The organism is Sphingobacteriales bacterium (assembly GCA_016711285.1).
Taxonomy (GTDB): domain Bacteria; phylum Bacteroidota; class Bacteroidia; order Chitinophagales; family UBA2359; genus JADJTG01.
The window spans coordinates 207427-231285 of sequence record JADJTG010000013.1; the positions used below are offsets into that span (position 1 = coordinate 207427).

The 23859-nt window shown below is 40.3% G+C and carries 23 protein-coding genes and 5 tRNA genes; 1 reads left to right on the forward strand and 27 read right to left on the reverse strand.

The window, feature by feature from the left end; all coding sequences use genetic code 11:
* Positions 1-158 precede the first annotated feature (158 nt).
* From rpoB to tsaB, 19 genes are all read right to left on the reverse strand, one after another.
* On the reverse strand, positions 159-3977 hold the full coding sequence (rpoB, locus tag IPL35_10255; GenBank protein ID MBK8443754.1) for a DNA-directed RNA polymerase subunit beta: 3819 nt from the start codon (positions 3975-3977) through the stop codon (positions 159-161).
* A gap of 130 nt (positions 3978-4107) precedes the next feature.
* The gene (rplL, locus tag IPL35_10260; GenBank protein MBK8443755.1) at positions 4108-4491 is read right to left on the reverse strand and encodes a 50S ribosomal protein L7/L12; all 384 of its coding nucleotides are present in this window, start codon (positions 4489-4491) and stop codon (positions 4108-4110) included.
* A 116-nt stretch (positions 4492-4607) separates the two neighbouring features.
* Positions 4608-5195 (reverse strand): 50S ribosomal protein L10, encoded by a 588-nt coding sequence (locus IPL35_10265; GenBank protein ID MBK8443756.1) that lies wholly within the window; start codon positions 5193-5195, stop codon positions 4608-4610.
* A gap of 2 nt (positions 5196-5197) precedes the next feature.
* A complete protein-coding gene (locus IPL35_10270; protein MBK8443757.1) occupies positions 5198-5893 on the reverse strand; it encodes a 50S ribosomal protein L1 in 696 nt (231 codons plus the stop codon).
* A gap of 118 nt (positions 5894-6011) precedes the next feature.
* A complete protein-coding gene (rplK, locus tag IPL35_10275) occupies positions 6012-6452 on the reverse strand; it encodes a 50S ribosomal protein L11 (protein MBK8443758.1) in 441 nt (146 codons plus the stop codon).
* 10 nt (positions 6453-6462) lie between these two features.
* Positions 6463-7008, reverse strand: coding sequence for a transcription termination/antitermination factor NusG (nusG, locus tag IPL35_10280; protein ID MBK8443759.1), 546 nt, complete (start codon positions 7006-7008; stop codon positions 6463-6465).
* 55 nt (positions 7009-7063) lie between these two features.
* A complete protein-coding gene (gene secE / locus IPL35_10285) occupies positions 7064-7285 on the reverse strand; it encodes a preprotein translocase subunit SecE (GenBank protein MBK8443760.1) in 222 nt (73 codons plus the stop codon).
* A gap of 146 nt (positions 7286-7431) precedes the next feature.
* Positions 7432-7504: transfer RNA gene (locus tag IPL35_10290), tRNA-Trp, on the reverse strand.
* A 154-nt stretch (positions 7505-7658) separates the two neighbouring features.
* A complete protein-coding gene (gene tuf / locus IPL35_10295; protein MBK8443761.1) occupies positions 7659-8843 on the reverse strand; it encodes an elongation factor Tu in 1185 nt (394 codons plus the stop codon).
* A 93-nt stretch (positions 8844-8936) separates the two neighbouring features.
* A tRNA-Thr gene (locus IPL35_10300) sits at positions 8937-9008 on the reverse strand.
* Between the two features lie 72 nt (positions 9009-9080).
* Positions 9081-9153 (reverse strand) — tRNA-Gly (locus tag IPL35_10305).
* Between the two features lie 30 nt (positions 9154-9183).
* Positions 9184-9264: transfer RNA gene (locus IPL35_10310), tRNA-Tyr, on the reverse strand.
* Positions 9265-9301: 37 nt separating this feature from the next.
* Positions 9302-9374: transfer RNA gene (locus tag IPL35_10315), tRNA-Thr, on the reverse strand.
* A gap of 181 nt (positions 9375-9555) precedes the next feature.
* Entirely contained in the window at positions 9556-9870 is a 315-nt protein-coding gene (locus IPL35_10320) for a cupin domain-containing protein (protein ID MBK8443762.1), read from the reverse strand.
* Between the two features lie 17 nt (positions 9871-9887).
* Entirely contained in the window at positions 9888-11396 is a 1509-nt protein-coding gene (locus IPL35_10325; GenBank protein ID MBK8443763.1) for a polysaccharide biosynthesis protein, read from the reverse strand.
* A gap of 62 nt (positions 11397-11458) precedes the next feature.
* Positions 11459-12589: a radical SAM protein gene (locus IPL35_10330; GenBank protein ID MBK8443764.1), complete on the reverse strand. Its 1131-nt coding sequence runs from the start codon at positions 12587-12589 to the stop codon at positions 11459-11461.
* Positions 12590-12883: 294 nt separating this feature from the next.
* Positions 12884-13210 carry a helix-turn-helix transcriptional regulator gene (locus IPL35_10335; GenBank protein MBK8443765.1) on the reverse strand — a complete coding sequence of 109 codons (327 nt, stop codon included), beginning with the start codon at positions 13208-13210 and terminating at the stop codon, positions 12884-12886.
* Positions 13211-13252: 42 nt separating this feature from the next.
* Complete coding sequence (locus IPL35_10340; GenBank protein MBK8443766.1) at positions 13253-13588, reverse strand: helix-turn-helix transcriptional regulator; 336 nt, start codon at positions 13586-13588, stop codon at positions 13253-13255.
* A 53-nt stretch (positions 13589-13641) separates the two neighbouring features.
* Positions 13642-14355, reverse strand: a complete 714-nt coding sequence (gene tsaB / locus IPL35_10345) for a tRNA (adenosine(37)-N6)-threonylcarbamoyltransferase complex dimerization subunit type 1 TsaB (protein ID MBK8443767.1) — start codon at positions 14353-14355, stop codon at positions 13642-13644.
* A 238-nt stretch (positions 14356-14593) separates the two neighbouring features.
* Here tsaB and IPL35_10350 point away from each other — a divergent pair, with 238 nt between their 5' ends.
* Positions 14594-15169 carry a hypothetical protein gene (locus tag IPL35_10350; protein MBK8443768.1) on the forward strand — a complete coding sequence of 192 codons (576 nt, stop codon included), beginning with the start codon at positions 14594-14596 and terminating at the stop codon, positions 15167-15169.
* Positions 15170-15195: 26 nt separating this feature from the next.
* Here the strand turns inward: IPL35_10350 and IPL35_10355 are convergent, their stop codons facing one another.
* The 8 genes from IPL35_10355 to IPL35_10390 form a co-directional block, all read right to left on the reverse strand.
* Positions 15196-15819, reverse strand: a complete 624-nt coding sequence (locus IPL35_10355; protein MBK8443769.1) for an ATP-binding cassette domain-containing protein — start codon at positions 15817-15819, stop codon at positions 15196-15198.
* The gene (gene lpxA, locus IPL35_10360) at positions 15791-16612 is read right to left on the reverse strand and encodes an acyl-ACP--UDP-N-acetylglucosamine O-acyltransferase (GenBank protein MBK8443770.1); all 822 of its coding nucleotides are present in this window, start codon (positions 16610-16612) and stop codon (positions 15791-15793) included. Before lpxA ends, IPL35_10355 begins: the two co-directional genes overlap by 29 nt.
* Before the next feature lie 138 nt (positions 16613-16750).
* Positions 16751-18139 (reverse strand): bifunctional UDP-3-O-[3-hydroxymyristoyl] N-acetylglucosamine deacetylase/3-hydroxyacyl-ACP dehydratase, encoded by a 1389-nt coding sequence (locus IPL35_10365; GenBank protein MBK8443771.1) that lies wholly within the window; start codon positions 18137-18139, stop codon positions 16751-16753.
* Between the two features lie 122 nt (positions 18140-18261).
* On the reverse strand, positions 18262-19215 hold the full coding sequence (locus IPL35_10370) for an O-antigen ligase family protein (protein ID MBK8443772.1): 954 nt from the start codon (positions 19213-19215) through the stop codon (positions 18262-18264).
* The gene (locus IPL35_10375) at positions 19191-19757 is read right to left on the reverse strand and encodes a hypothetical protein (protein MBK8443773.1); all 567 of its coding nucleotides are present in this window, start codon (positions 19755-19757) and stop codon (positions 19191-19193) included. Before IPL35_10375 ends, IPL35_10370 begins: the two co-directional genes overlap by 25 nt.
* Positions 19758-19908: 151 nt before the next feature.
* Positions 19909-20508 carry a GNAT family N-acetyltransferase gene (locus IPL35_10380; GenBank protein MBK8443774.1) on the reverse strand — a complete coding sequence of 200 codons (600 nt, stop codon included), beginning with the start codon at positions 20506-20508 and terminating at the stop codon, positions 19909-19911.
* 106 nt (positions 20509-20614) lie between these two features.
* Entirely contained in the window at positions 20615-22582 is a 1968-nt protein-coding gene (locus IPL35_10385) for an ABC-F family ATP-binding cassette domain-containing protein (protein MBK8443775.1), read from the reverse strand.
* Between the two features lie 562 nt (positions 22583-23144).
* A complete protein-coding gene (locus IPL35_10390; GenBank protein ID MBK8443776.1) occupies positions 23145-23708 on the reverse strand; it encodes a nicotinate-nucleotide adenylyltransferase in 564 nt (187 codons plus the stop codon).
* Between the last annotated feature and the right edge of the window lie 151 nt (positions 23709-23859).

Here is a 23859-nt window from a genome sequence, read left to right on the forward strand (position 1 = left end):
AAAAAATAACCGTCTCTTTTCTAAAAACTTCTTTTGTGTTGTATTAACAGGAGAAAAAAGTTGCCCTTATAATATATAAGAGCTGCTTTTTCTCTCTTGTATTTGGAAGCCCGCTTACTTGCTGTTTTTTTTGCTTGTAAGATGCTTAAATTCCATAATTATTCAAATACAACGTCTAATGCCAAACCGCGCAATTCGTGTATCAATACATTGAATGATTCAGGAACATTCGGTGTAGGCATTGCATCGCCTTTTACAATGGCTTCGTAGGCTTTTGCACGACCGATAATATCATCGGATTTGAGCGTGAGTAGCTCTTGCAATATGTTGGCTGCGCCGTAGGCTTGTAGTGCCCATACTTCCATCTCACCAAAACGCTGCCCCCCAAACTGGGCTTTACCTCCGAGTGGCTGCTGCGTAATTAATGAATACGGACCAATAGAACGGGCGTGCATTTTATCGTCCACCATGTGTGAGAGTTTAAGCATATAAATAATACCTACTGTCGTTGCCTGATGGAATCGCTCGCCGGTTTCGCCGTCATATAAATAGGTACTGCCTAATTTCGGCAAACCCGCTTGTATTACTTTTTCGTCAATATCCTCTAAGGTAGCTCCGTCAAAAATCGGGGTGGCGTATTTTTCGCCTAATTTCAGCCCTGCCCAACCTAATACGGTCTCAAATATTTGCCCGATATTCATACGAGAAGGTACGCCCAAAGGATTGAGTACAATATCTACCGGTGTTCCGTCTTCTAAGAAAGGCATATCTTCGGGGCGAACAATACGCGCTACAATACCTTTATTCCCGTGGCGACCTGCCAATTTATCGCCTACTTTGAGCTTGCGCTTTTTGGCTATATATACTTTGGCAAGATTTAATACGCCGGCGGGCAATTCATCTCCTACACTGATATTGAATTTTTCGCGTTTGTAGCGTCCGCGCTCTTCATTGATTTTAATGTTGTAATTATGAATCAATCGGCGGATAGTTTCGTTGCTGCGGGCATCGTCTGTCCATTCCGAAAGCGGTGCGATATTTTCATAATCAATGCCTTGCAGGTTTTTAACAGTATATTTAGAGCCTTTTGGTACGATTTCTTCATTATAAGAGTTGAGCAGGTTTACTGCTTTTCTATCTACCAATACTGTGCTGATTTTTTCTAATAATATTGCTTTTATTTCCTGCAATTTCTTTTCGTGTATTTCTTCCAAACGGGTCAGCGCATCTTTTTCGCTTTTTTTGGAGTCTTTGTCTTTTTTGGCACGCGCAAATAATTGTTTGCTGATTACTACGCCTCTTACCGAGGGTTTTACTTTCAAAGAAGCGTCTTTTACGTCTCCGGCTTTGTCGCCGAAAATGGCGCGTAAGAGTTTTTCTTCGGGTGTAGGGTCTGTTTCGCCTTTTGGCGTAATTTTTCCTATCAGAATATCACCTTCTTTTACATGTGCTCCTATGCGTATGATGCCGTTGTCGTCTAAATCTTTCGTGGCTTCTTCGGATACGTTCGGAATATCGTTGGTGAGTTCTTCTTCGCCTAATTTAGTGTTGCGCACATCTAATACAAATTCTTCAATGTGTAATGATGTGAACAAATCTTCGCGGACTACTCGCTCGGATATTACTATCGCATCTTCAAAATTATAACCTTTCCATGGCATAAATGCCACCATCAAATTTCTGCCCAAAGCTAATTCGCCGTTGTCGGTAGCATATCCTTCGCACAGAATTTGTCCTACGTTTACCTTTTGCCCTTTTTTTACGATGGGTTTGAGGTTGATGGTCGTGTTTTGGTTGGTTTTGCGGAATTTTACCAAAGGATATATCGTTACATCTCCCTCAAAACTCGCTAAACGCTCGTCTTCGGTGCGCTCATAACGGATATGTATCGTATCGGCATCTACATATTCTACTATACCGTTGCCCTCGGCGTTGAGCAAAATGCGGCAGTCTTGTGCTACTTTTGCTTCCAAACCTGTACCCACAATCGGGGCTTCGGGGCGCAAAAGCGGCACTGCCTGACGTTGCATGTTGGAACCCATCAGGGCGCGGTTGGCATCGTCATTTTCCAAAAACGGAATCAGCGAAGCGGATACTCCTACAATTTGGTTCGGTGCTACATCTATATATTGTAATTCCTGCGGCTCCAATACCGGAAACTCCCCCTGATGGCGCGATTTAACGCGGTCGTTGGTGAAGTGCCCGTCTGTGGTGATAATACCGTTGGCTTGCCCGATTCTTTTATCGTCTTCTTCTTCCGCCGATAAATAATATACGGCGTTGGAACTCATATTCGCTTTGCCTTCTATTACTTCGCGGTAGGGGGTTTCAATAAAGCCCATTTTGTTGATGGTGGCATGCACGCACAAAGTAGAAATCAAACCGATGTTCGGTCCTTCGGGCGTTTCGATGGTACACAAGCGTCCGTAGTGCGAATAGTGTACATCGCGCACCTCAAAGCCTGCTCGCTCACGACTCAAACCTCCCGGACCCAAAGCGGAAATACGGCGTTTGTGCGTGATTTCGGACAAAGGATTGGTTTGGTCAAGGAATTGGGAGAGTTGGCTCGTACCAAAAAATGAGTTGATAACCGATGAAAGGGTACGCGCATTAATCAAATCTACCGGCGTAAATACTTCATTGTCGCGCACGTTCATACGCTCGCGAATGGTACGCGCCATACGCGCCAAACCCACACCGAATTGTCCGTATAATTGTTCGCCCACCGTTTTTACGCGGCGATTGCTCAAATGGTCAATGTCGTCTATCTCGGCTTTGTTGTTGCAAAGCATAATGAGATAGTTTATCATTGAGATAATATCTTCTTTCGTAAGCACTTTTACATTAAAGTCAGTGCTTAATTCCAAACGCTTGTTGATTTTATAGCGTCCTACTTCTCCTAAATCGTAGCGTTTGTCGGAGAAAAACAATTTTTCTATAATACCGCGTGCTGTTTCTTCGTCGGGTGCATCGGTACCGCGCAACTGGCGATAAATGTGCTGCACCGCTTCCATTTCGGAGTTGGAAGTGTCTTTTTGGAGCGTATTGTAGATAATGGCATAATCTACGGTTTTTTCTTCTTTTTGAAGAATGATAGATTTTGCTCCCGTATCTGTAATCAGCGAAATATTATTTTCGTCCAAAACTGTATCGCGCTCTAATATCACCTCATTTCTTTCAATAGAAACTACCTCTCCGGTATCTTCATCTACAAAATCTTCCAACCAAGTGCGCAATACACGAGCCGCTAATTTTTTACCGATGTTGGCATCTAAATTTTTTGGTGTTACTTCTACTTCTTCCGCCAAATCAAACAAATCCAAAATGGCTTTGTCTGTATCATAACCAATGGCACGCAATAAAGTAGTAACAGGAAATTTCTTTTTACGGTCTATATAGGCATACATTACATCGTTGATGTCGGTGGCAAATTCTATCCACGCACCTTTAAACGGAATTACGCGTGCTGAGTAGATTTTGGTGCCGTTGGGGTGCACGCTTTGACCGAAGAATACACCCGGCGAACGATGCAACTGTGATACCACTACCCTTTCTGCCCCGTTCACCACAAAAGTGCCTTTGGGGGTCATATAAGGAATGTTGCCTAAAAAAACATCTTGTACTATCGTTTGAAAATCAACGTGTTCTACATCATTACACGACAAACGAAGTTTTGCTTTTAAGGGCAATGCATAAGTAAGCCCGCGATCCATACACTCTTCTATGGTGTAGCGGGGCGGGTCAATAAAATAATCTAAAAATTCAAGACTGAAAATGTTGCGTGCATCGCTGATGGGAAAATTTTCTTGAAATACTTTAAAAAGCCCTTCGTTGGAACGCTTGTCGGGCGTGGTTTCCAATTGAAAAAAGTCCTGAAACGATTGCAGTTGGATTTCCAACAAATCAGGAGAGCGATAGTCCGCTTTTATTTTTCCGAAGTTGATACGTGGCTTATGCCGTCTTTGAAACTCGGTCATATATATATGAATTAGATTGTTTTTTAGAGGTTTAGGAGCAATAAAAAGCAGGAAGTAAATAAAATAACAAAAAGGCATGGGGGTATGTTCTACCCCATGCCTATAATTTTTGCGGAATAACGCGAAGTTATTACTTTATTTCAACTTCTGCTCCAGCTTCTACTAATTTTGTCTTGATAGATTCTGCTTCCTCTTTAGAAATACCTTCTTTTACTTTTGAAGGAGCTTGATCTACCAAATCTTTTGCTTCTTTTAAGCCCAAACCAGTGATAGTTCTTACTTCTTTCACCACGTTGAGTTTGTTGGCACCGCCATTTTTGAGCACTACGTCAAAAGCTGTTTGTTCTTCAGCTGCGGCTGCACCGCCACCACCGGCAGGGGCTGCCATCATTACCGGAGCTGCTGCTGCTGCTGGCTCAATGCCGTAGTCATCTTTCAAAATACCGGCTAATTCGTTTACCTCTTTTACAGTGAGGTTCACTAAGGTTTCTGCTAATGCTTTCAAATCCGCCATTGTAAGGAATATTTTATGAGTTAAAATTTTTGTTAAATAAAAATAAAATCAATGAGTTTGCCGAAATATAAATGCCTTCCGGCAGGGCTTTTTACTTATATACAAAGTACCCGCGATTAACGTTCTTCCAATGTTTTGAGCAAACCGGCAATTTTTTGACCGCCTGATTGCAAAGCTCCGATAACACGTTGTGCCGGTGATTGCAATAAGCCGATAACCTCGCCCAATAATTGTTCTTTGGATTTAAGCGCAATCAAGGCATCTAATTGGTCGTCTCCTTTAAAAATAGCACTATCAATATAGGCTGCTTTCAAAAGTGGCTTCTCGTTGCCTTCTTTGCGAAAATCTTTGATAACGTTCGCCGGCACAGTGGCTTTTTCACTAAACATCAAGGCAGAGTGACCCGCCAATACATCGTATAAATCTTCGTAGTTTCCTTCAGCTCTTTCCAACGCTTTGCGGATAAGTGTGTTTTTGGCTACGCGCAATTCTACTCCTTTTTTAAAGCAGATATGGCGTAATTTGTTCACTTTTTCTACTGTTAAAGTAGAGGTATCCGCAATATAAAAAGCATTGTTTTCGTTGAATTTTTGAATTAATTCTTCTATAACTGCTTTTTTGTCGTTTTCTATTAATTCCGGAAAATTGCCGTTTGTTGCAGCTTCGGCTACTTGTGCTGTATCTTTATCGTGTTCTGCTGTCATATTTAAATACCGCTTATAGATTTAGGATCAATAGATATGGACGGCCCCATAGTGGGTGCCAAGGATACGCTTTTTACATATATACCCTTTGCCGTTGATGGTTTCATTTTTATCAATGTTTGCATCAATTCTGTGGCATTGTCGGATATTTGTTCCGGCGAAAATGACACGCGACCAATAGAGTTGTGTATGATACCGAATTTATCCACACGAAAAGAGATTTTACCGCCTTTCACATCTTTTACGGCATTGGCTATATCAAATGTAATTGTACCTGTTTTCGGATTTGGCATCAGGTTGCGAGGACCTAAAATACGACCCAAAGCACCTACTTTTGCCATTACGTTCGGCGTGGCAATTACCACATCTACATCTGTCCAACCGGCATTAATTTTTTGAATGTAATCATCTAAACCGTAGTAATCAGCTCCGGCAGCAGCCGCTTCGGCTTCTTTGTCGGGGGTTGTTAATACCAATACACGTTTTGTTTTTCCGGTACCATGCGGAAGCGACACGGTGCCACGGAGGGCTTGGTCAGCCTTACGAGGATCAACGCCTAAACGTACATGCAAATCTACTGAAGCGTTAAATTTGGTAGCGTTCAAATCTTTTACCAAAGTCGCTGCATCTTTTAACGAATACAACTTGTTGGCATCTACTTTTGCGTTGATTTCTTTCCTTTTCTTTGTAACTTTCATTATATATTAATATTTAAGGTTCGAGCGTTGGCTGATAAAAATGTATCTGCTCAACTCCCTTTTAAAATAATAAAATGCTGTTTTAAACGCACCGTATGCTCATCGCACTAATGGGGGCTTATGCCCAAGGTGCATTGCCGGTTAGATTTAAGCCCATGCTACGGGCTGTTCCTGCTACCATTTTCATGGCAGATTCTACCGTAAAGCAATTCAAATCGGGCATTTTGATTTCGGCTATTTCGCGCACTTGATCCCACGATACAGAACCTACTTTGTTACGGTTGGGTTCGGCGGAGCCTTTTTTGATTTTTGATTTCTCAATCAATAATATGGCTGCCGGAGGTGTTTTGATGACGAAATCGAAAGTCTTGTCGGCATATACTGTGATAAGCACCGGCAATACTTGTCCCATTTTCTCTTGGGTTCTTGCATTGAATTGTTTGCAAAAATCCATGATGTTCAAACCTTTGGAGCCGAGTGCCGGACCAATCGGAGGTGCAGGATTCGCTTGTCCACCTTTTACCTGCAATTTTACATAGCCTGTTATTTGTTTTGCCATAAGTCTTTTTTTATGATAATTTTTCTACTTGCCGGAAATTTAATTCTACGGGCGTTCTTCTTCCGAATATTTTTACGATTACTTTGAGTTTTTTCTTTTCATCGTTAATCTCTTCTATTGTTCCCTGAAAATCGTTAAAAGGTCCTTCTACGATTTTTACGGTTTCGTTGATGATAAACGGCTCTACTAAGCTTTCGCCGCTGTCCTTCAAGTCGTCAATTCTGCCCAACATACGGCTCGCTTCTTCTTCTTTCATGGGTATGGGTGTTTCTTTTCCCAAAAAATGAATAACACCCGTAATGTTACGAATCCCTGCTATAATATCGCCATTGACACCATTCTCTATAGCTTGTACAAAAATGTAGCCCGGAAAAAGTGTCTTTTCTTTGATTTGCTTTTTTCCGTTCTTTATTTGATACACTCTTTCGGAAGGAACAAGTACCTGCGAAATTATTTGCGACCAACCTGAACGACTGATTTCCGCATCAATATATTCTTTCATTTTGCGTTCTTTGCCGCTTACTACTCGCAATACATACCACTTTAATTCAGCCATATTTTCCGGTTAGAAATTGAATACTTTTTCGTCCTTTTTTTTGAGAAAAGAAAAATTAAGCGAATAAACTATAAATATAAGCGAGCAATCCTTGAAAAACAGAATTTTCAGGGTTCGCTCCAAATATAAAATCAAATATAAATACGGTAAGCGTCAGTAAAAGCAACGCAGAAACCACCACGCGGGTTGTTGATAATAATTCCTCCCAAGTAGGCCAGGTTACTTTATAAACTAATTCGTTATACGAATCTTCCAGAAATATTCTAATTTTATCCATTGTCGTTTTTTTATTTGAAATGATGAAATATAATTTTTAGTTGACGATGATATATTGTTTTTATATGCTCTTAAACATACAGTAAATTTTATACCAAAATTATTATTTCGTCATTCTATTTTATATTTTGAACGAACTTTGATTAGCACGGGTGACAGGATTCGAACCCACGACCTTCGGTTTTGGAGACCACTGCTCTACCAGCTGAGCTACACCCGTGTATATTTTCTCGTTTTTGTTGCTCTTTTTAAGAGAGATATAAACTGTCAGCCGAAAGGTGATATTTTTTCAAAATCACACCATAACGACTGACAGTTGTTGTATTATTACTTATATTCTTTACAGAATATTGAAAATATCAAACTATCAAAAATTATATAATTTCTGTTACTTGACCCGCACCTACGGTACGACCACCTTCACGAATAGCGAAACGCAAACCTTTTTCCAAAGCGATTGGGTATATCAATTCTACTGTGATAGTGATGTTGTCGCCAGGCATTACCATTTCTACTCCGGCAGGCAAAGTAATTTCACCAGTTACGTCTGTTGTACGGAAATAGAACTGTGGACGGTATTTGTTGAAAAATGGAGTGTGACGACCACCTTCCTCTTTGCTCAATACATATACCTCTGCTTTGAATTTTTTGTGCGGTTTTACAGAGCCGGGTTTGCAAACTACCATACCACGACGGATTTGGTCTTTATCAACACCGCGCAACAACAAACCTACGTTGTCGCCTGCTTCTCCGTAGTCCAAAATTTTACGGAACATCTCTACTCCTGTTACTACCGAGTTCATGGATGCTTCTTGCAAACCAATGATTTCTACGGCATCACCGGTGCGGATTTGACCACGCTCAATTTTACCTGTAGCTACAGTACCACGACCTGTGATTGAGAATACGTCCTCTACCGGCATCAAAAATGGTTGGTCAATCGGACGCGGTGGAACCGGAATCCATTCATCAACGGCTGCCATTAATTTACCAATAGCTTCTATGCCTTCTGGTTCTCCGTTCAAACCTTTCAATGCAGAACCTGCAATGATCGGAATGTTGTCGCCGTCAAACTCATAAAATGAAAGCAATTCGCGCACTTCCATTTCTACCAATTCCAACAACTCAGGATCGTCCACCAAATCTACTTTATTCAGGAACACTACGATTTGTGGTACACCTACCTGACGTGCCAACAAGATGTGTTCGCGCGTTTGAGGCATAGGGCCGTCTGTAGCAGCTACCACTAAAATCGCTCCGTCCATTTGAGCAGCACCTGTTACCATGTTTTTTACATAGTCGGCGTGACCCGGACAGTCCACGTGTGCATAGTGACGATTGACTGTTTGATATTCTACGTGTGCAGTATTGATAGTAATACCGCGTTCTTTTTCTTCAGGCGCAGAGTCGATTGAATCATAATCTTTTTTCTCTGCCAATCCTTGATTTGCCAATACTGACGTAATTGCTGCTGTCAGTGTTGTTTTACCGTGATCCACGTGCCCAATGGTTCCAATGTTCACGTGGGGCTTGGTCCGTTCAAATTTTTCCTTAGCCATTTTTATTATTTTTATTAAGTTTTAGGACTGTATTTGTATAAAAGATTTTTAAAATTGATTAGCTTTTGTACTTCTGATATGTACTTAACACAGAGCCAATGACGAGGATTGAACTCGTGACCTCTTCCTTACCAAGGAAGTGCTCTACCGCTGAGCTACATTGGCTAATTTATTTTTACACTTTTCAGCAAATGGAGAGAGGATTGATGAAGTTGATGCCCTTTTACAAAAAAAAAGAGCGGGAGACGAGACTCGAACCCGCGACCCTCAGCTTGGAAGGCTGATGCTCTACCGACTGAGCTACTCCCGCACATAATGCTTGATTGCCTTTAAAGAGGGGTGGGCAGTGAAGGATTCGAACCTCCGAAGCTTGCGCAGCAGATTTACAGTCTGCCCCATTTGGCCACTCTGGAAACTACCCTTATGCCTCATTGTTATAAATATAACAAGACAAAAAGAGCCACCAGTCGGACTTGAACCAACGACCGGCTGATTACAAATCAGCTGCTCTACCAACTGAGCTATGGTGGCTTTTTAAATGTTTTTCGGTATCAATAAACAAACAACTTTCTCTTCCATATTGAAAAGAGTGCGCAAATTTACAAACTTTTTTTAAAGTGCTAAATATTTTTGTAACTTTTTTTTAAAATTTTCTTTCTATCTGTTTTTTAAAACCATATTTATTGGTTTTTTGTGCTGTATTGCCCTGTTTTTAGCAATGAACCGCCAACCAAATACACGGCGGCTCGGCAGAAGTAGCCGCTACCCGATGGGCTTGCAGGGGTGCTATATAGGTACTGTCGCCGCTGTAGAGTTGTTGTATAGTGCCGTCTTCGTATTCCAATGTTGCAGAGCCTTGCAGCAATACTACCCACTCGCCACGCTCCTGCCGATACCAAAAACCTTCGGGCGATGATTGCCCCTGCGATACTATTCGCTCAATGTGTACTTGCTCATTTTGAAATAATGTATAAAAATCCTCTTCGGCGGCGGCACTGTGCGGTAAATTTTTGAAAATGTTAAACATATTTTATGTGTATTTTTTTAACGCAACTTTTTTTGAATGCCCTCAACAAGGTGCGATATGTCTTCTGATATACGCAATTTTAATATTAAACCTGCAAATAATAACATTAATAACGTACTGCTTATTACTATTTTTATAGATAAGATTGTGATGCTTTGCGTATCGGTGTTTGTAAACAACAGCGATTTGAACAAAAAAGTGATGCCCGCACAGAATAATATGGCGGCTAAGGCTCGCAAAGTAGCTTTGGTGAAGGGCTGCATGTGCATTTTTTTGCGGATATAAAAAAAGCGTATGGTATTGAACAATGTATAGCTCAATAGCATAGCCCAGGCTGCCCCTTCTATGCCGTATTGATGCACGAATATATAATTGAATGCCGCTGTAATAAAGGTCATCAGCACCATCAGCGTCAAACCGAATTTGTACCAATGCGAATTGAGCAGAATTTCAAAATTTATGCCCATCGACATATCTACTACTTTTGCCAACCCCAATATTAAAGCAGCCCTGGTGCCGCTTACATACAGGTGACCGTTGGGCATCAGTGCAAAAATAGCATCAATGTTGAGCCATATCAATAACCACAACAAACTGCTGATGAGCAGTTGATTGAGGGCGGTTTTTTGGTACAGCCTGTATATGTCGTCTTTGCGGTCTTCGACAAAGGCGCGCGCCACTAAAGGTGTTGCCACCTGACTGATAAACTGACGCGGCATTTCTATCATCAATGCGATTTTTACGGCAATGGCGTAAATCCCCGTTTGTGATAAAGTACTCAGTGCTCCCAACGCCAGCAAATCCAATTTTCCGCTCAATGTATTGCCGATGATGCCTATGACCATAAATGCTGAAAACGACAGCATTTCGCGGCGTAGTGGTGTTTTTTTAAAAATCACATTGCCGCCTTCTGTGTTGAGCAGTTGCGCTTGCTTGCCGATGATATAGAGCAATAATGCAGGAACAGCAAATGACAGCAGCATCAATTTAATAAAATTATCAAAATTGATATATTGTATATAAAACAACACTGCTGCCACTATAAATAAAAGCCGCTTCAGTATTTCGTTGATGAATACCGGTATGGTGTTTTTGAGATGAGCGCGAAAATATGCCCATATTATATTAAAGTATAAAATAAAAAAAGCCGCTATCGGTACATATTTTACATAAATGCCCAAAGCCTCGCCCGCAAAAATACCAATGATGACATCTTTAAACAGGTAGGTTATTGCCAATATCAGCAAAAATCCTGCAAAGGGCAACAGCAAAGACCAATATACTAAATTGTGCGACTGATGGGGGTTGTTTTTGAAACGTGGAAAATAACGAATGATGGTTTCCGGCATACCCACCGCCGAAAAAACATAAAATAATATCCCAAATTCTTCCAACAAACGTATGATGCCGATTTCTTTGGGCGTAAAAATGAGGGGATTGAGGTATAAATAAGTGAAATATCCGAGCATTGCCCCACAATAGGCGGCTATACTGCTGATGATGCTTTGGCGAATAACAATGCCCATGTGTTAAGTTGTGTTGCTCAATAAAAGCCCCTTCGGTGGTGGATAAAGGAAATAAAATGTTTTTATGCAAATTTCGCTTTGAAATAATACGCTATCCAATAGTAACTTTCATTGAAATGCTTGCGCAGAAAAAACCATACATTTTTGAATTCGGGTTTGCCATGATAATCGTGAATACAATTATCACATTCGTTTTGTATGATCTGGGTGCGATAGGTGAGGTTTTCCGGTTTAAAAAATGCAGACTCACCCGTAGTTTGTCGCAAGCTACCTATTTTGTCGCTTGCCACTGCACAATAGTAGATGTCGCCGCGCGAATCAATCGTCACACCGTTTTCTTTCCAGTCGCAGCCCAACAAGCGGCGGCGGCGGGCGGGCGGTGTGGCAAGCCAATGGTAAATGGAAAAATACTTAAATTTTTCGTACAGCGGTTTTGCTTTAAAATAGCGGCTGTGAAAAAACTCGGTGGCGGTTTGGTAGGTAGCATCGTACAGCACACTGAATTGGTCGTGCAGTTTTTGGCTTTCAATGCGTTTGTTGTCGATGCCTAAACGGTATTTAATATCGTATTGCCGGAGGCGGGCGTAAACGTCTAATTCTTGCAAATGCTCCACATTGTGTTGTACTACCGTACAGCCCAAATCCAAAGTATCGCAGTATTTACTTTTTTCGTTTTTGATGGTTTCGAGTGTAGCCTCCACCAAGGGAAATACCCGCAAACCCCGCACCTGCTCATGCACAGCTCCGTAGCCGTCCAACGAAATGGAAACATGAAAATGTACTCCCTTCTGACGACATAGCGCGTATATTTCTTTTAGTGCGGGCAGCAGTAATTTGCGATTGAAACCGTGCGATATAATATTGAGTGATTGTAACTTGGGGAGGCGCAGGATAATTTCGGCATAGCGCGGTAGTTGTTTTACCAAACTTGGCTCGCCGCCATTGATGCCCAAAGCGCGTACTTCTTTAAACAAGGGGTCGCTCAGGTGTTTTTCAAATTCCTCCAAAGTCACTTCATTCGACCAATCCATTTTCCAGATATTGCACATCACACATTTAGCATTACAACGATAGGTCATCGGCATTTGCACTACTTTCGGATAGCGTTTTGCTGTGCCGTCTTCGGGTGTCCAGCGGGCAGTAACGAGGAGTTTTAATGATTTAGCTGCTGATTTCCACCGAGGTGCTTGCAATATTTTTGTTTTGAGTGCTGATAGCATAGTGCAAATATAAACGTAGCAAAAATATTGCTATATATTTGTTGGGTAGAATAGTCTAATTTTTTTAGTAATATTTTGTCGTTTTATAAAAAAACAAGTACAAGGCTGCCGTTAAAGATAAGATAGAATTGCATCTTATCTTTAACAGTAACCTCGTACCTTTAAAACATGGCATCTCACCGTTCCAAAAAGAGTAGTTACAGTCCCGTCTTTTTGGAGCGATACAATGCATCATTTGATTTTTATTCAAATGCGCGCTGCTGTCAATCAACCCGCGTTGCGCTTGCGCTCAACTGTGGCGGCATAGCTATCCATCGCTTGTAGTATTTTGGCTATTTTCTCGTAATTTACCGAGTAAAATATAAATTTACCTTGCCGATGTGCCAACACCAGGTTGTTTTGACGTAATATTTTTAAATGCTGCGATGTAGTTGATTGCTCAATTTTTAATGCAGCATAAATTTTATTCACATTCGTTGATTTGTTTTTATCAATGAATGTCAAAATTTTGAAGCGCAAAGGATGTGCAAAGGCTTTAATCATTTCAGAAACTCTCTCTACGTCCTTTAACTGCTTTGATAAGATTCCCCCCATATTTAAAACTTTATATTAAAAAACGATAAACAAATAAAAAAGTTAGCTTTTAGCCAGTTGTTCTACTAATTTTGCTATATCTGAAATACGATCGTTGTTGAGTGCGTAGTAAATAAATTTACCTTCGCGCTCTGTAACCACTATATCTGCTTTTCGTAAAATTGCCAAGTGTTGAGAGGCAACCGATTGTTCTAATCTTAATTTTACATATAATTCGGTTACAGTAATTTTTTTGTTTTCTTCCATAAGTGCTATCATAGATTGACGCAGTTTATGGTTTAAAGCTCTTAACACCAAAGCTCCTTTTTTGAGAACTTTGTAGTCTAATTTTACTTGACTATCAGAGGTGGGTATCTGATTTAAAACTGTTGTTTCCATTTCTTCTTTCTTTAAACAAGTTTAATTAAAAAATAAATTATAGATGAGAAAGTTTAAATATTATTAAATTTTTTTAAATAAATTGGGGAAAAATGTAGTATGGATTGAAAATTTTGTTGCCAATAGGCTTTTTCTGCCAATATCGCTAAGGCTTCTGCTGTATGATGCAATGGTTGTGTATAATAAATTGTGTCTGTTGTAGAGGGCTGTAGTTGTTGATAGGTTTGGGCTGCATTGCCTAGCACAATAAGTGGCTTTTGCAAATCTGTATGGGTATTTAAGGATAGCTGGTGTAATGAACGAACGCAGGGAGCTTGTTTTTCTTCCATATCCGGTGTATAAACTGCCATGAATACTTCATCGCGCCGCGCTTCTAATAATGGTACTAAATAACTGTTGGTTGTTATTGTCTCGCCGCCACCATGTTCTATGGTATAGGCTTTTGCCGCTATTTGGAGCGTATTCAAAGCAATGAGCGGAATATTCAAAGCAAAGCAAAGCCCTTTAGCTGTAGAAGTACCGATACGCAAACCTGTATAAGAACCGGGTCCTGCATTAATTGCCACCGCTTGTATGTCTTTCATCTCCACTTTTGACTCTTTTATTACACTGTTTATCATCATAGTAAGTTGTTCCGTATGTGATTTTTCTTTCGGTGTATTCAATATACTTACTATGTGTCCTGCTTTTGACAATGCTACCATACAAGTATCCGGCACACTGTCTATGCATAAAATTATGCTGCGCTCTTCCACTTTTTTGTTCAATATTCCTGATATACTTTCTTTTAAAGCCTTATTGAGACTTTGGGAATATTAGAAAGTCACTGTATTATTATAAAATTTTTAATTTATTTTTTTATATAAATCTAATTTTTAAAATTGCGATGTATATTTATATAATGAGCCTTGTAATTATTATTTTTGTGAATAAAAACGATGTGCTACATAACAGATAGGATAGTTTTTATACCTTTGCGGTCGTTGTACAATAACGCATATTTCTATGAAATATTTACAAAATATTTATTTTTATACCATTGTTGGTGCAATTTTGGTAAGTTTATTTGCTGCTTGCAGCAATCAGGAATATAAAGAGTATCGGGCACAGTATGAGCCGCTTAGTGATAAATATGCCGGCGTACATTGGACTCCTATGGACTCTACACCCGTGAGCAAACGCTATGCTGCCAAACTGAATAATCAGTTTTTGATTAAATGGGTATGGTTGGATTCCGACAAACGTATCGTGCGCGAATATGTGGAACTAGATAAAAAACGCGATGGATTATATACTGAATATTATTCCAATGGCGGCAAACGCCGTTTTGCTCAATATGCCGATGGGCTAAAAAACGGTGTGGAGTATGAGTGGTATCCTAGCGGAGAGTTGTATAAAAAAACGAATTATTTAGACGGCAGAAAAAACGGTGAATACATGGGTTGGTATAAAAATGGCAATCCGCAGTATTATGGCATTTTGGAAAATGAACGCCCTAAAGGTGAAATGAAATACTGGAACGAAGAGGGCGAATCTCAAACTATGATGACAAATATGAAAGAAATTCGCGACAAGCAATAAAATGCTGTTTCTTTGATCGAGTGTTGCTATTTGTAGTGATTCATGTGTATTTGATAGTTGCAAAAATCATATTCTTCGCTTCTGTTGGAGGCTACTACCAATAAACGTCCATTGCTGTATTGCCGGATTAAGCTATGATACCAAGCTATGCCTTTATCATCTAAATTGGTACAGGGTTCGTCTAACAACAATAAATTTCCTTGCGATAAAAAAGCTAATCCTAATTTTACACGTTGTTTCATTCCTGAAGAAAAATGACTCAGAGGTTTGTGGGCTGCGTGGGTAAGCTCTACCCTATCTAACCATTGCTGCTCATTTTGTAAAGCGGGGTGTAGTGTTTTGAATTGATAATGAAACTTTAATAATTCGCTCAAAGTAAATTCTTCTATCAGCTCTATATACGGTGCTGCCCACAGCAGATGTGCCGCCACTTGTGATTCGGCTAAAGGCTGCTGCTGCCACTCGTAGGTGCGAAGCCCCTGCGATACCGACAAATAGGCGGCGATAATTTGCAGCAATGTTGATTTTCCGCTTCCGTTGTTGCCCAGCAATGCGTAGCTGCTGTCGCTGCTGAAATTATAACTCAACCGGCGAAATATCCAATCGTTGCCGTAGCGTTTGCTAATGTTCGACAGCGTGAGCTTTAGCATGTCCGTTGATACTGTGAAAACCGCGCATAATTCCTTTTTCAGAATTTCTCACAAAATCCACTACCAATTTTTTTTCTGCCGAATCGGGTAATTGTGCATTGATATGCTCCAAAGCATGCGAAGTATTGAATCCTTTTACAAACAAATAATCGTAAATGCTTTCTATTTGGCTGATGGCTTCGTTGGAAAAACCCCGTCGTTGAAGACCTATTACGTTTACGCCTGCAAAAGATAGCGGTTCGCGGGCTGCTTTTACAAAAGGAGGTACATTTTTGCGCACCAAAGAACCTCCCGCTACAAAAGAGTGTGCACCGATGCGAATAAATTGATGCACCGCTACTAAACCCTCCAATATTGCCCAGTCTTCTACGCGCACATGTCCCGCCAAATTTACACAATTTGCCAACACACAATGATTGCCGATTTCGCAGTCGTGTGCAATATGGCAATATGCCATTATCAAGCAATCATTACCGATACTTGTTTTTTGGTTTTGCTCCGTGCCACGATTGATGGTTACATACTCGCGGATAGTGGTGTTGTCGCCAATTATTACTTGCGTGTATTCTCCATAAAATTTCAAATCTTGCGGAATAGCTCCGATAACTGCCCCCGGAAATATTTTACAATTACTTCCTAAACGAGTACCCGACATAATCGTCGCATGCGGACCAATCGTGCAACTATCGCCAATTATTACGTCTTTATCAATATATGTAAAAGGAAGTATGTTCACATCTTTGCCGATAATGGCTTCGGGATGGATAAAACTCATATTAAAAGGTGCGCTCATAAAAAATGATTGATTGTAAAAATACCCTTTGTTAGTGTGTGGTGTAGAAATGAATTTTAAAAACAGCTATCTTATTTGCTTCAGTCTTTAACAGCTATTTTTGGGTTGTGTTTTTTTATTCGAATAATAAAAATAATTCTAATTAGGTTTTCGTTCTATTTTAGCTGTTAATATGCCTTCTGTTACTAAAGTATCTCCTACCCACGCTTCCGCACGCATTTCGCATAAGCCGCGCCGTATAGGACTAGTGAGCTTTAAATGCAGTACCAATACATCGCCGGGTACTACGGTTTTTCTGAATTTTGCTTGGTCTATTTTTAAAAAAAATGTCAAATAATTTTGCGGGTCGGGTACGGTGCGCAATAACAAAATACCCCCTGCTTGTGCCATCGCTTCTATCTGCAACACACCGGGCATAATCGGGTTGCCCGGAAAATGCCCCGCAAAAAAAGGTTCATTCATCGTCACCATTTTCACACCGATTACTTCCTCCTCTGTGAGCTTCACAATTTTATCAACCAACAAGAACGGAAAACGATGCGGAAGGGTTGCCTCTATCTCGCGAATATCTGCTAAAGGCGGTGCATAAATGTCTATTTTGGGACTTTTGCGGCGTTTTTGGGCTAATCCTTTCTGCAACTGTTTTACAAATTGTACGTTGCTCGAATGTCCCGGACGCAATGCTACTACCTTTGCCCGAAGGGGCTTGCCCAACAGGGTTAAATCGCCGATTATATCTAAGAGTTTGTGGCGGGCAGCTTCGTTGGTGTAGCGCAATTCTGTATTATTAAATGCTCCGCTGGGGTGTAGCGTGAGCTGCTCCTGATTGAAATGTTTTGATAATTGTTCTAATTCGGCTTGGCTCAATGTGCGGTCGGCATATACTACGGCATTTTCTAAATTGGCTCCTTTTATCAAGCCTTTTTCTAACAAACCTTCTATTTCATTTAAAAAACAAAAAGTACGAGCCGGTGCTACTGCCTCCGAAAAATCTTCCGTAGATCTCCACTCGGCATATTGTGTGCCCATCAGGGTCTTGTTGAATGTAATCGTAGAAGATACTTCAAAATGTGTGGCAGGAATGGCTATAATTTCTGCTCCTTTTTCGGCATCGTAAAAATGAACTGCTTCGTCTAATTCAATATAAGTGCGCTCTGCTTCTTGTGCCACTACGCCTGCTTCTTGTATGAGCCGGATAAAAGGCAATGCACTGCCGTCTATAATCGGTACTTCTATATTATCTATTTCTACCAGCACATTGTCCACTCCCATGCCTCTGAACGCCGCCAACAAGTGCTCAATCGTATATACTTCTGCGGCACCTTTTTTTAGCATCGTACAGCGTGTTGTATTGTGTACGTTGTCGGCAATGGCGGCTACTTCGGGACTATCGGGTAAATCTACTCTTTTGAATACAACGCCGCTGTCGGGCGGTGCTCCCCATAATTGAATACGGGTATGAACACCGGTGTGTAAGCCGATACCACTGATAGATACTGTATGTTGTAGGGTGTGTTGCTGTTCCATGGCAACTATTGGTAATAAGATAAATAGAAAAATATGAGCCGCTGCTATAAAAAATCGTAAGCGGCTGCAAAGATACCTACAATGTTGATTTATTGTTAATTAAAATTTTTTACATATTCCTTTTATACGTTGTTTGCCTTTATTTGGGGTGGTGTTTTTTTTGAAAAAACGTCCATTGCTCCAATAAGGGCAATACTCAAAAAAAAGAAAGAACCGACTTCGTCTGTTTCTATCATATCGCCTACCAATAAATTGATACTGATGACCAATAAGGACAGCATCGCCGCCAATAGCAAAGCACGCTCCGCCGATTGATGTGTCTGATACAAACGGGCATAAGCATTTTGTCCCACCAAGAGCGCGGCAAACAACAGTGCCAAAAAAATAAACAAACCCGGTATGCCCTGCTCTACTGCCGTAAGCAAATAGTAGTTGTGTACGGTGGAGCGTTCTTCATTGTCGCTCATATACGTAGAAAAGGCATTGCTGGTATAATTTTGGTAGGTATTGGAAAAGGTGTTAGTGCCAAAACCAAAAAGTGGTTTTTCTGCTGCCATACGTATGCCTGCTATCCAGCGGTGTACGCGCTCCATAAAACTCACATCGCGCCCTTCATAGGTAGCTTCTAAATGGTCGGCGAAATTTTTGTGGTGAATAGTTTGTTCAAAATCCGGTGCAAATTGCAGATAGCGATAATCCTGTGCGTAATACCACAGTCCTGCTGCTGCTGCTGCCATACCTGCCGCCAACACATAGCCCATCCAACGGCGGCGAATCAGCCACACACAAAGGGGCAATGCCATCAAAGCAACATAAGCAGCGCGGGTATAGGATAATATAATGGCGGCAAAAAATATAGGAATACTTATATCTATCAGCAAGCGATACAGGCTGCCTGAACGATAATTGTGCCGCAGTGCAAATAAATAGGGCATAAATACGGCAATCATCACGGCATAATTGACGTGATTGGGGAAAAAAGGCATCATCGCTTTATTTACAAACTCAAAATCAAAGGCGGTAAATGATTGTCGTATGATGGTTTGCAGTGTTACGCCCAACAAGGCTGTCCACACACACCAAAAAATCGGTTTAAAATCAGAGGCTCTTTGAATAATGAAATAACAGAATATTCCGAATACGCCCAAATACCATGCTTTTGCCAAGAAGAATTTGAAAGAAAGTAAAGCATCTGTGGAAAAAAATATATTTGCCCTATCCAAAACAAATGCAACAATGCCAGTGCAGGTAATAGATGACGCGCTTTTGCCGCAGAAAATTTTTCTTTATGAAATAAAAAATAAACACTTCCACCCAGTAGCACCAAAATAGTGAGGAGTTCGGAGGGTGCGTCGGTTTTAAAACTATCGCTGAAAGATACCTCGAAAGACAGCGGCAACGAAAAAAACAAGGCATATAATACCAAAGGCAAATCGGCAATGGCGAGCAATACACCCAGCAGTGCCAAAGGAATTGCCAAAGGAAGCAGGTTATCTGATGCAACTGCTGCCCACGCCGCCACACAAATCAATACAGCCAATGCTGCAAACACGCGCGATGGTGCTATGTGCTTGATAGAGTTGCGGGTTTCTTGTGAAATGGAGGAAAATGTCTGCACCTTTTTTTAAAAAAAATATGACTAAATATAGGGCGTGTAAATTTACACTTTTTGAAAAATGGGTAGTGTTGTTTTTTTCTTTTTAGTAAGGCAATTGAATAGTTTTTTAAAAAATTTATTTCTGCTTTTATTTTTTATTTATCCGAAATATTTATTCGTAGTTTATATACGTTTTTAGTTCGTTTTTTATTGTTTTGTTCCATTCTTCTTTTAAAATACTCAGCACGATGCTGTCGCGCCTGCTGCCGTCCGGTTTATAAGTATTGCTTCTTAAAATGCCTTCTACCGTGCAGCCAATATTCTTCATTGCCTGAATGCTTCTTTTATTTTCATTGTCTGCTCTAAATTCTACCCTTTCCATTTTTAAAGTATCAAAAGCAAAGGATAAAAGCAGGTATTTACAGTTTTTGTTGAGTCCCGTTCCCTGAAATTCTTTTCCATACCAGGTATATCCCAACTGAAGTGTCGCATTTTCTGTTTGAATATCGTAGAATCGTGTGCTTCCGGCGTATTCATTGGCTCGTTTGTCATAAACGATAAAAGCATATTCTTTTTTATTTGCCCTGCCCTCTAATGCTTTGTTGATATAAATTTTTAAATTTTCGGGAGAATTGGCTTGTGTGAGGGAATATTTCCACAATTCAGGTTCTTTGATGGAAAAATGTACCAAATTATCAAAGTCGCTTTCTTTGAGTGGTGATAATTTAACTAGGTTGTTTTCTAAGATATATTCCTTTTCAAAGTCAATCATAGTATTTAAAATTTTATATTCTGATTGGTTAAAGAATGATGACAGTTTTTTTAAAAAAAATTGGTGTGTTTTTTTTAAAACATCACAAAATATAAAAAATAACGCGCTATCCTGCTTTTTCTAAGGCTTCGGCTTCGGTGTTCAATTGCTCCCACTGCTGCATTGCAAGCTCTATTTCCTGCTTCGCTGCTTCATATTGGCGTAGCACCTGCTCGGCTGTGGCGGCTTGCTCATAAAAGTCGGCAGCTCCCATTTGCTGCTCCAATTTTTTCAGCACTGCCTCTTTTTCGGTGATGAGTTGCTCTGTTTTTCCGATTTTGCTGCGCAGCTTTTTGAGTTCTTTCTCGCTTTCAAACGATAGCTTCGGGGCGGCAGCGATATTGTTGTTGTTGTTGTTTGCTGCCGCTGAGGCAGCGGGTGCTTGTGCCTGAATGCTGCTTTTTAAGCCCAACTCGTCTAATGACTGTATGTTGCGCTGCTCCAAAAAACTATATATGTCTCCAATAAATTGCTTGATTTGACCGTTTTTAAATTCATATACTTTTTGGGTAAGGTCTTTTAGAAAATCGCGGTCGTGAGATACTACTATCACGCTGCCGTCAAAGTTTTGTATGGCTTGTTTCAAAATGCTTTTGGAGCGTATGTCCAAGTGGTTGGTTGGCTCGTCGAGTATTAGCAAATTAACGGGTTGCAGCAGCAGTTTTGCCAATGCCAAACGTGCCTTCTCGCCACCCGACAATACTTTTACTTTTTTATCTACTTCTTCGCCGCTAAATAAAAATGCTCCCAGCAAACTCCGCACCTGCGCGCGCATATCGCCGGTGGCGGCATCGTCTATTACCTGAAATACGGTTTGGTTGCCATCTAAACTTTCTGCCTGATTTTGCTCAAAATAGCCGATACTCACATTGTGTCCTATTTCCAATAATCCTTTGCTGTTTTCTTTGCCGGCGATAATTTTGGATAAAGTGGTTTTTCCTTCGCCATTTTTGCCCACAAAAGCTATTTTTTCGCCGCGCTCTAATTCAAAATCAATGCCGCGCAATACTTGTATGGTTTCGTAGCTTTTTTGCAGTTGCTCTGTTTTTACCACTGTCCTACCTGAGCGTGGCGCAGGCGGAAAACGCAATGTGAGGCGGGAGGTTTCTAATTCGTCTATTTCCACACGCTCTAATTTTTCCAATTTGGTAATGAGGCTTTGGGCAAAAGCCGCTTTGTTTTTTTGGGCGCGAAATTTATTGATGAGCATTTCGGTATGCTCCACATATTTGTCCTGTTGTTTTTTTTCTGTGATTTGGCGTTCGCGGCGGGCTTCGCGCAATTCCAAAAATGCTGTGTAGGATACGGGGTAATCGTAAATCTTGCCACCGACAATTTCTATGGTGCGCCGTGTGACGGTATCCAAAAAACGTTGGTCGTGCGAAATGAGGATAATCGCTCCGTTGTAATCTTGCAAAAACGCCTCCAACCACATGATGCTTTCAATATCCAAGTGGTTGGTGGGTTCGTCCAAGAGCAAATAGTCGGGTTGGCGCAGAAGAATTTTTGCTAGCTCAATGCGCATACGCCAGCCGCCACTGAACTCGGAGCAGGGACGCTCAAAATCGGCTTGTACAAAACCTAAACCTTTCAGCACTTTTTCTACTATGGCTCGCATTTTTGCACCGCTGCCCAATAGTTGGAGGCGTTCTTGCAGGTGTGCACTGTCTTCCAGCAATTTATAGTAGGCTTTGGACTCATAGTCCGTGATATGGTGCAACGCCTCCAAAGTTTCGGCAAGCTCCTGCTCCAATAACTGAATTTCGTCGAAGGCGGTAGCGGCTTCTTCATACACGCTTTTGTCGGAACTCAACGCCAACTCCTGCGGCAAGTAGCCCACCCGCGAATGGTTGGGCATTTGAACCGACCCACTGTCGGCACTTTGCCAACCCGCAATTATTTTGAGCAAAGTAGATTTTCCGGCTCCGTTTTTGCCCACCAAACCTACGCGGTCGCGGGTTTTGATGGTTATGTTAATTTCATCAAACAGCACACGGCTGCCGTATTGTACTGATAAATTTTGTATTTGAATCATCTTTATTGCAAAAAAAACCTACTATAAAAAAAACGAAGCCGCAAAGTTATGATGTTCTGTTTGCTTTTCTTATCATTTTTTGTGTGGGGTCGTTCTTATTTATTTTTGCTTTTACTTTTTTTTAAAATGAACTTATGCACTGTACTCAAAATAATAAAATAAAAAATGTATTTCTTATTATATTTATTATTACTGTGGATTTGTGTATTTCTTTTATATAGGAGCATTGCTTTTTCAATCATCTTCATTTTTACTTCTTTTATCCACCTTGTCTTTATGTTGTTTTTCTTATAAGATTATATCTTTTCCACATGTACACATCCTGTTGTTTTTTGATGCACGTTTAGATTATTTTATGGCATTGCTTGTTTTTTGCTGTGTAAAATGATGTAAAAATGTTTGCTTTTTCATACTTATATACACATTGTTTTCTTTTATAAATAGCAACATGTTTATCCACTGTATTTTTCTTATTTATCCACCAATATAATAAGCGATATACACACTTGTTTATAATTAATTGATTTTTAATATTTTATAAATTAAATATAATATTTATTATTTAAAATATTTTTTCTACCCCTGAAGTTACCAAATACTTAATGCTTTTGCCTTCGCTGATACGCTTGCGGATTTGTGTAGAAGATATATCTATCAAAGGTAGGTGGAGCTTTTTTATTTTTGCTTCGTGTTCAGGGTTCGCCATCGCTTTTGCCTGTGGACGAGGATATACCCAAATGCTGTAGTTGTTGATAATTTCTTCATAATTTTTCCATGTATGAAATTTTTCCAAATTGTCTTCGCCTATTAGTATTTCATACTTCAGTTCCGGATAGGTTTGGTTTAAAAAATGTAGTGTGTTGATGGTATATGATGGTTGTGGTAAACTTAGTTCCGCTTGGTTGATTAAAAGGTGTTTGTTGCCGCGTATGGCTTTTTTTATCAATTCTACACGCTGTGCCACCGGAAGCAAATCTTTTGGATTTTTGTGCGGATTGTGCGGAGATACCACTAACCAAGTTTGATGGGCTTTGGTTATTTCGCGGGCTTGTTCGGCAATGATGAGGTGTCCGAGATGTGGTGGATTGAAAGAACCAAAATAAAGTAGAATTGTTTTGTTTGTCATGTTGAAAGGACTGTTTTAATGTGTGAAATAATTGGCTGTGTGGATATGTTCCACGTGGAACATGTTTTGCAATAGCTTGTGTTTTTTTATTTTTGTTCCACGTGGAACATTTTTTTTCTTTCTGTAAAGGTATCATAAATGTATCAATAAA

Bases quoted from the DNA above. Each gene is read 5' to 3' on its own strand.
- rpoB (MBK8443754.1), bottom strand. From the start codon at position 3,977: ATGACCGAGTTTCAAAGACGGCATAAGCCACGTATCAACTTCGGAAAA.
- rplL (MBK8443755.1), bottom strand. From the start codon at position 4,491: ATGGCGGATTTGAAAGCATTAGCAGAAACCTTAGTGAACCTCACTGTA.
- IPL35_10265 (MBK8443756.1), bottom strand. From the start codon at position 5,195: ATGACAGCAGAACACGATAAAGATACAGCACAAGTAGCCGAAGCTGCA.
- IPL35_10270 (MBK8443757.1), bottom strand. From the start codon at position 5,893: ATGAAAGTTACAAAGAAAAGGAAAGAAATCAACGCAAAAGTAGATGCC.
- rplK (MBK8443758.1), bottom strand. From the start codon at position 6,452: ATGGCAAAACAAATAACAGGCTATGTAAAATTGCAGGTAAAAGGTGGA.
- nusG (MBK8443759.1), bottom strand. From the start codon at position 7,008: ATGGCTGAATTAAAGTGGTATGTATTGCGAGTAGTAAGCGGCAAAGAA.
- secE (MBK8443760.1), bottom strand. From the start codon at position 7,285: ATGGATAAAATTAGAATATTTCTGGAAGATTCGTATAACGAATTAGTT.
- tuf (MBK8443761.1), bottom strand. From the start codon at position 8,843: ATGGCTAAGGAAAAATTTGAACGGACCAAGCCCCACGTGAACATTGGA.
- IPL35_10320 (MBK8443762.1), bottom strand. From the start codon at position 9,870: ATGTTTAACATTTTCAAAAATTTACCGCACAGTGCCGCCGCCGAAGAG.
- IPL35_10325 (MBK8443763.1), bottom strand. From the start codon at position 11,396: ATGGGCATTGTTATTCGCCAAAGCATCATCAGCAGTATAGCCGCCTAT.
- IPL35_10335 (MBK8443765.1), bottom strand. From the start codon at position 13,210: ATGGGGGGAATCTTATCAAAGCAGTTAAAGGACGTAGAGAGAGTTTCT.
- IPL35_10340 (MBK8443766.1), bottom strand. From the start codon at position 13,588: ATGGAAACAACAGTTTTAAATCAGATACCCACCTCTGATAGTCAAGTA.
- IPL35_10350 (MBK8443768.1), top strand. From the start codon at position 14,594: ATGAAATATTTACAAAATATTTATTTTTATACCATTGTTGGTGCAATT.
- IPL35_10355 (MBK8443769.1), bottom strand. From the start codon at position 15,819: ATGCTAAAGCTCACGCTGTCGAACATTAGCAAACGCTACGGCAACGAT.
- lpxA (MBK8443770.1), bottom strand. From the start codon at position 16,612: ATGAGCGCACCTTTTAATATGAGTTTTATCCATCCCGAAGCCATTATC.
- IPL35_10365 (MBK8443771.1), bottom strand. From the start codon at position 18,139: ATGGAACAGCAACACACCCTACAACATACAGTATCTATCAGTGGTATC.
- IPL35_10380 (MBK8443774.1), bottom strand. From the start codon at position 20,508: ATGATTGACTTTGAAAAGGAATATATCTTAGAAAACAACCTAGTTAAA.
- IPL35_10385 (MBK8443775.1), bottom strand. From the start codon at position 22,582: ATGATTCAAATACAAAATTTATCAGTACAATACGGCAGCCGTGTGCTG.
- IPL35_10390 (MBK8443776.1), bottom strand. From the start codon at position 23,708: ATGACAAACAAAACAATTCTACTTTATTTTGGTTCTTTCAATCCACCA.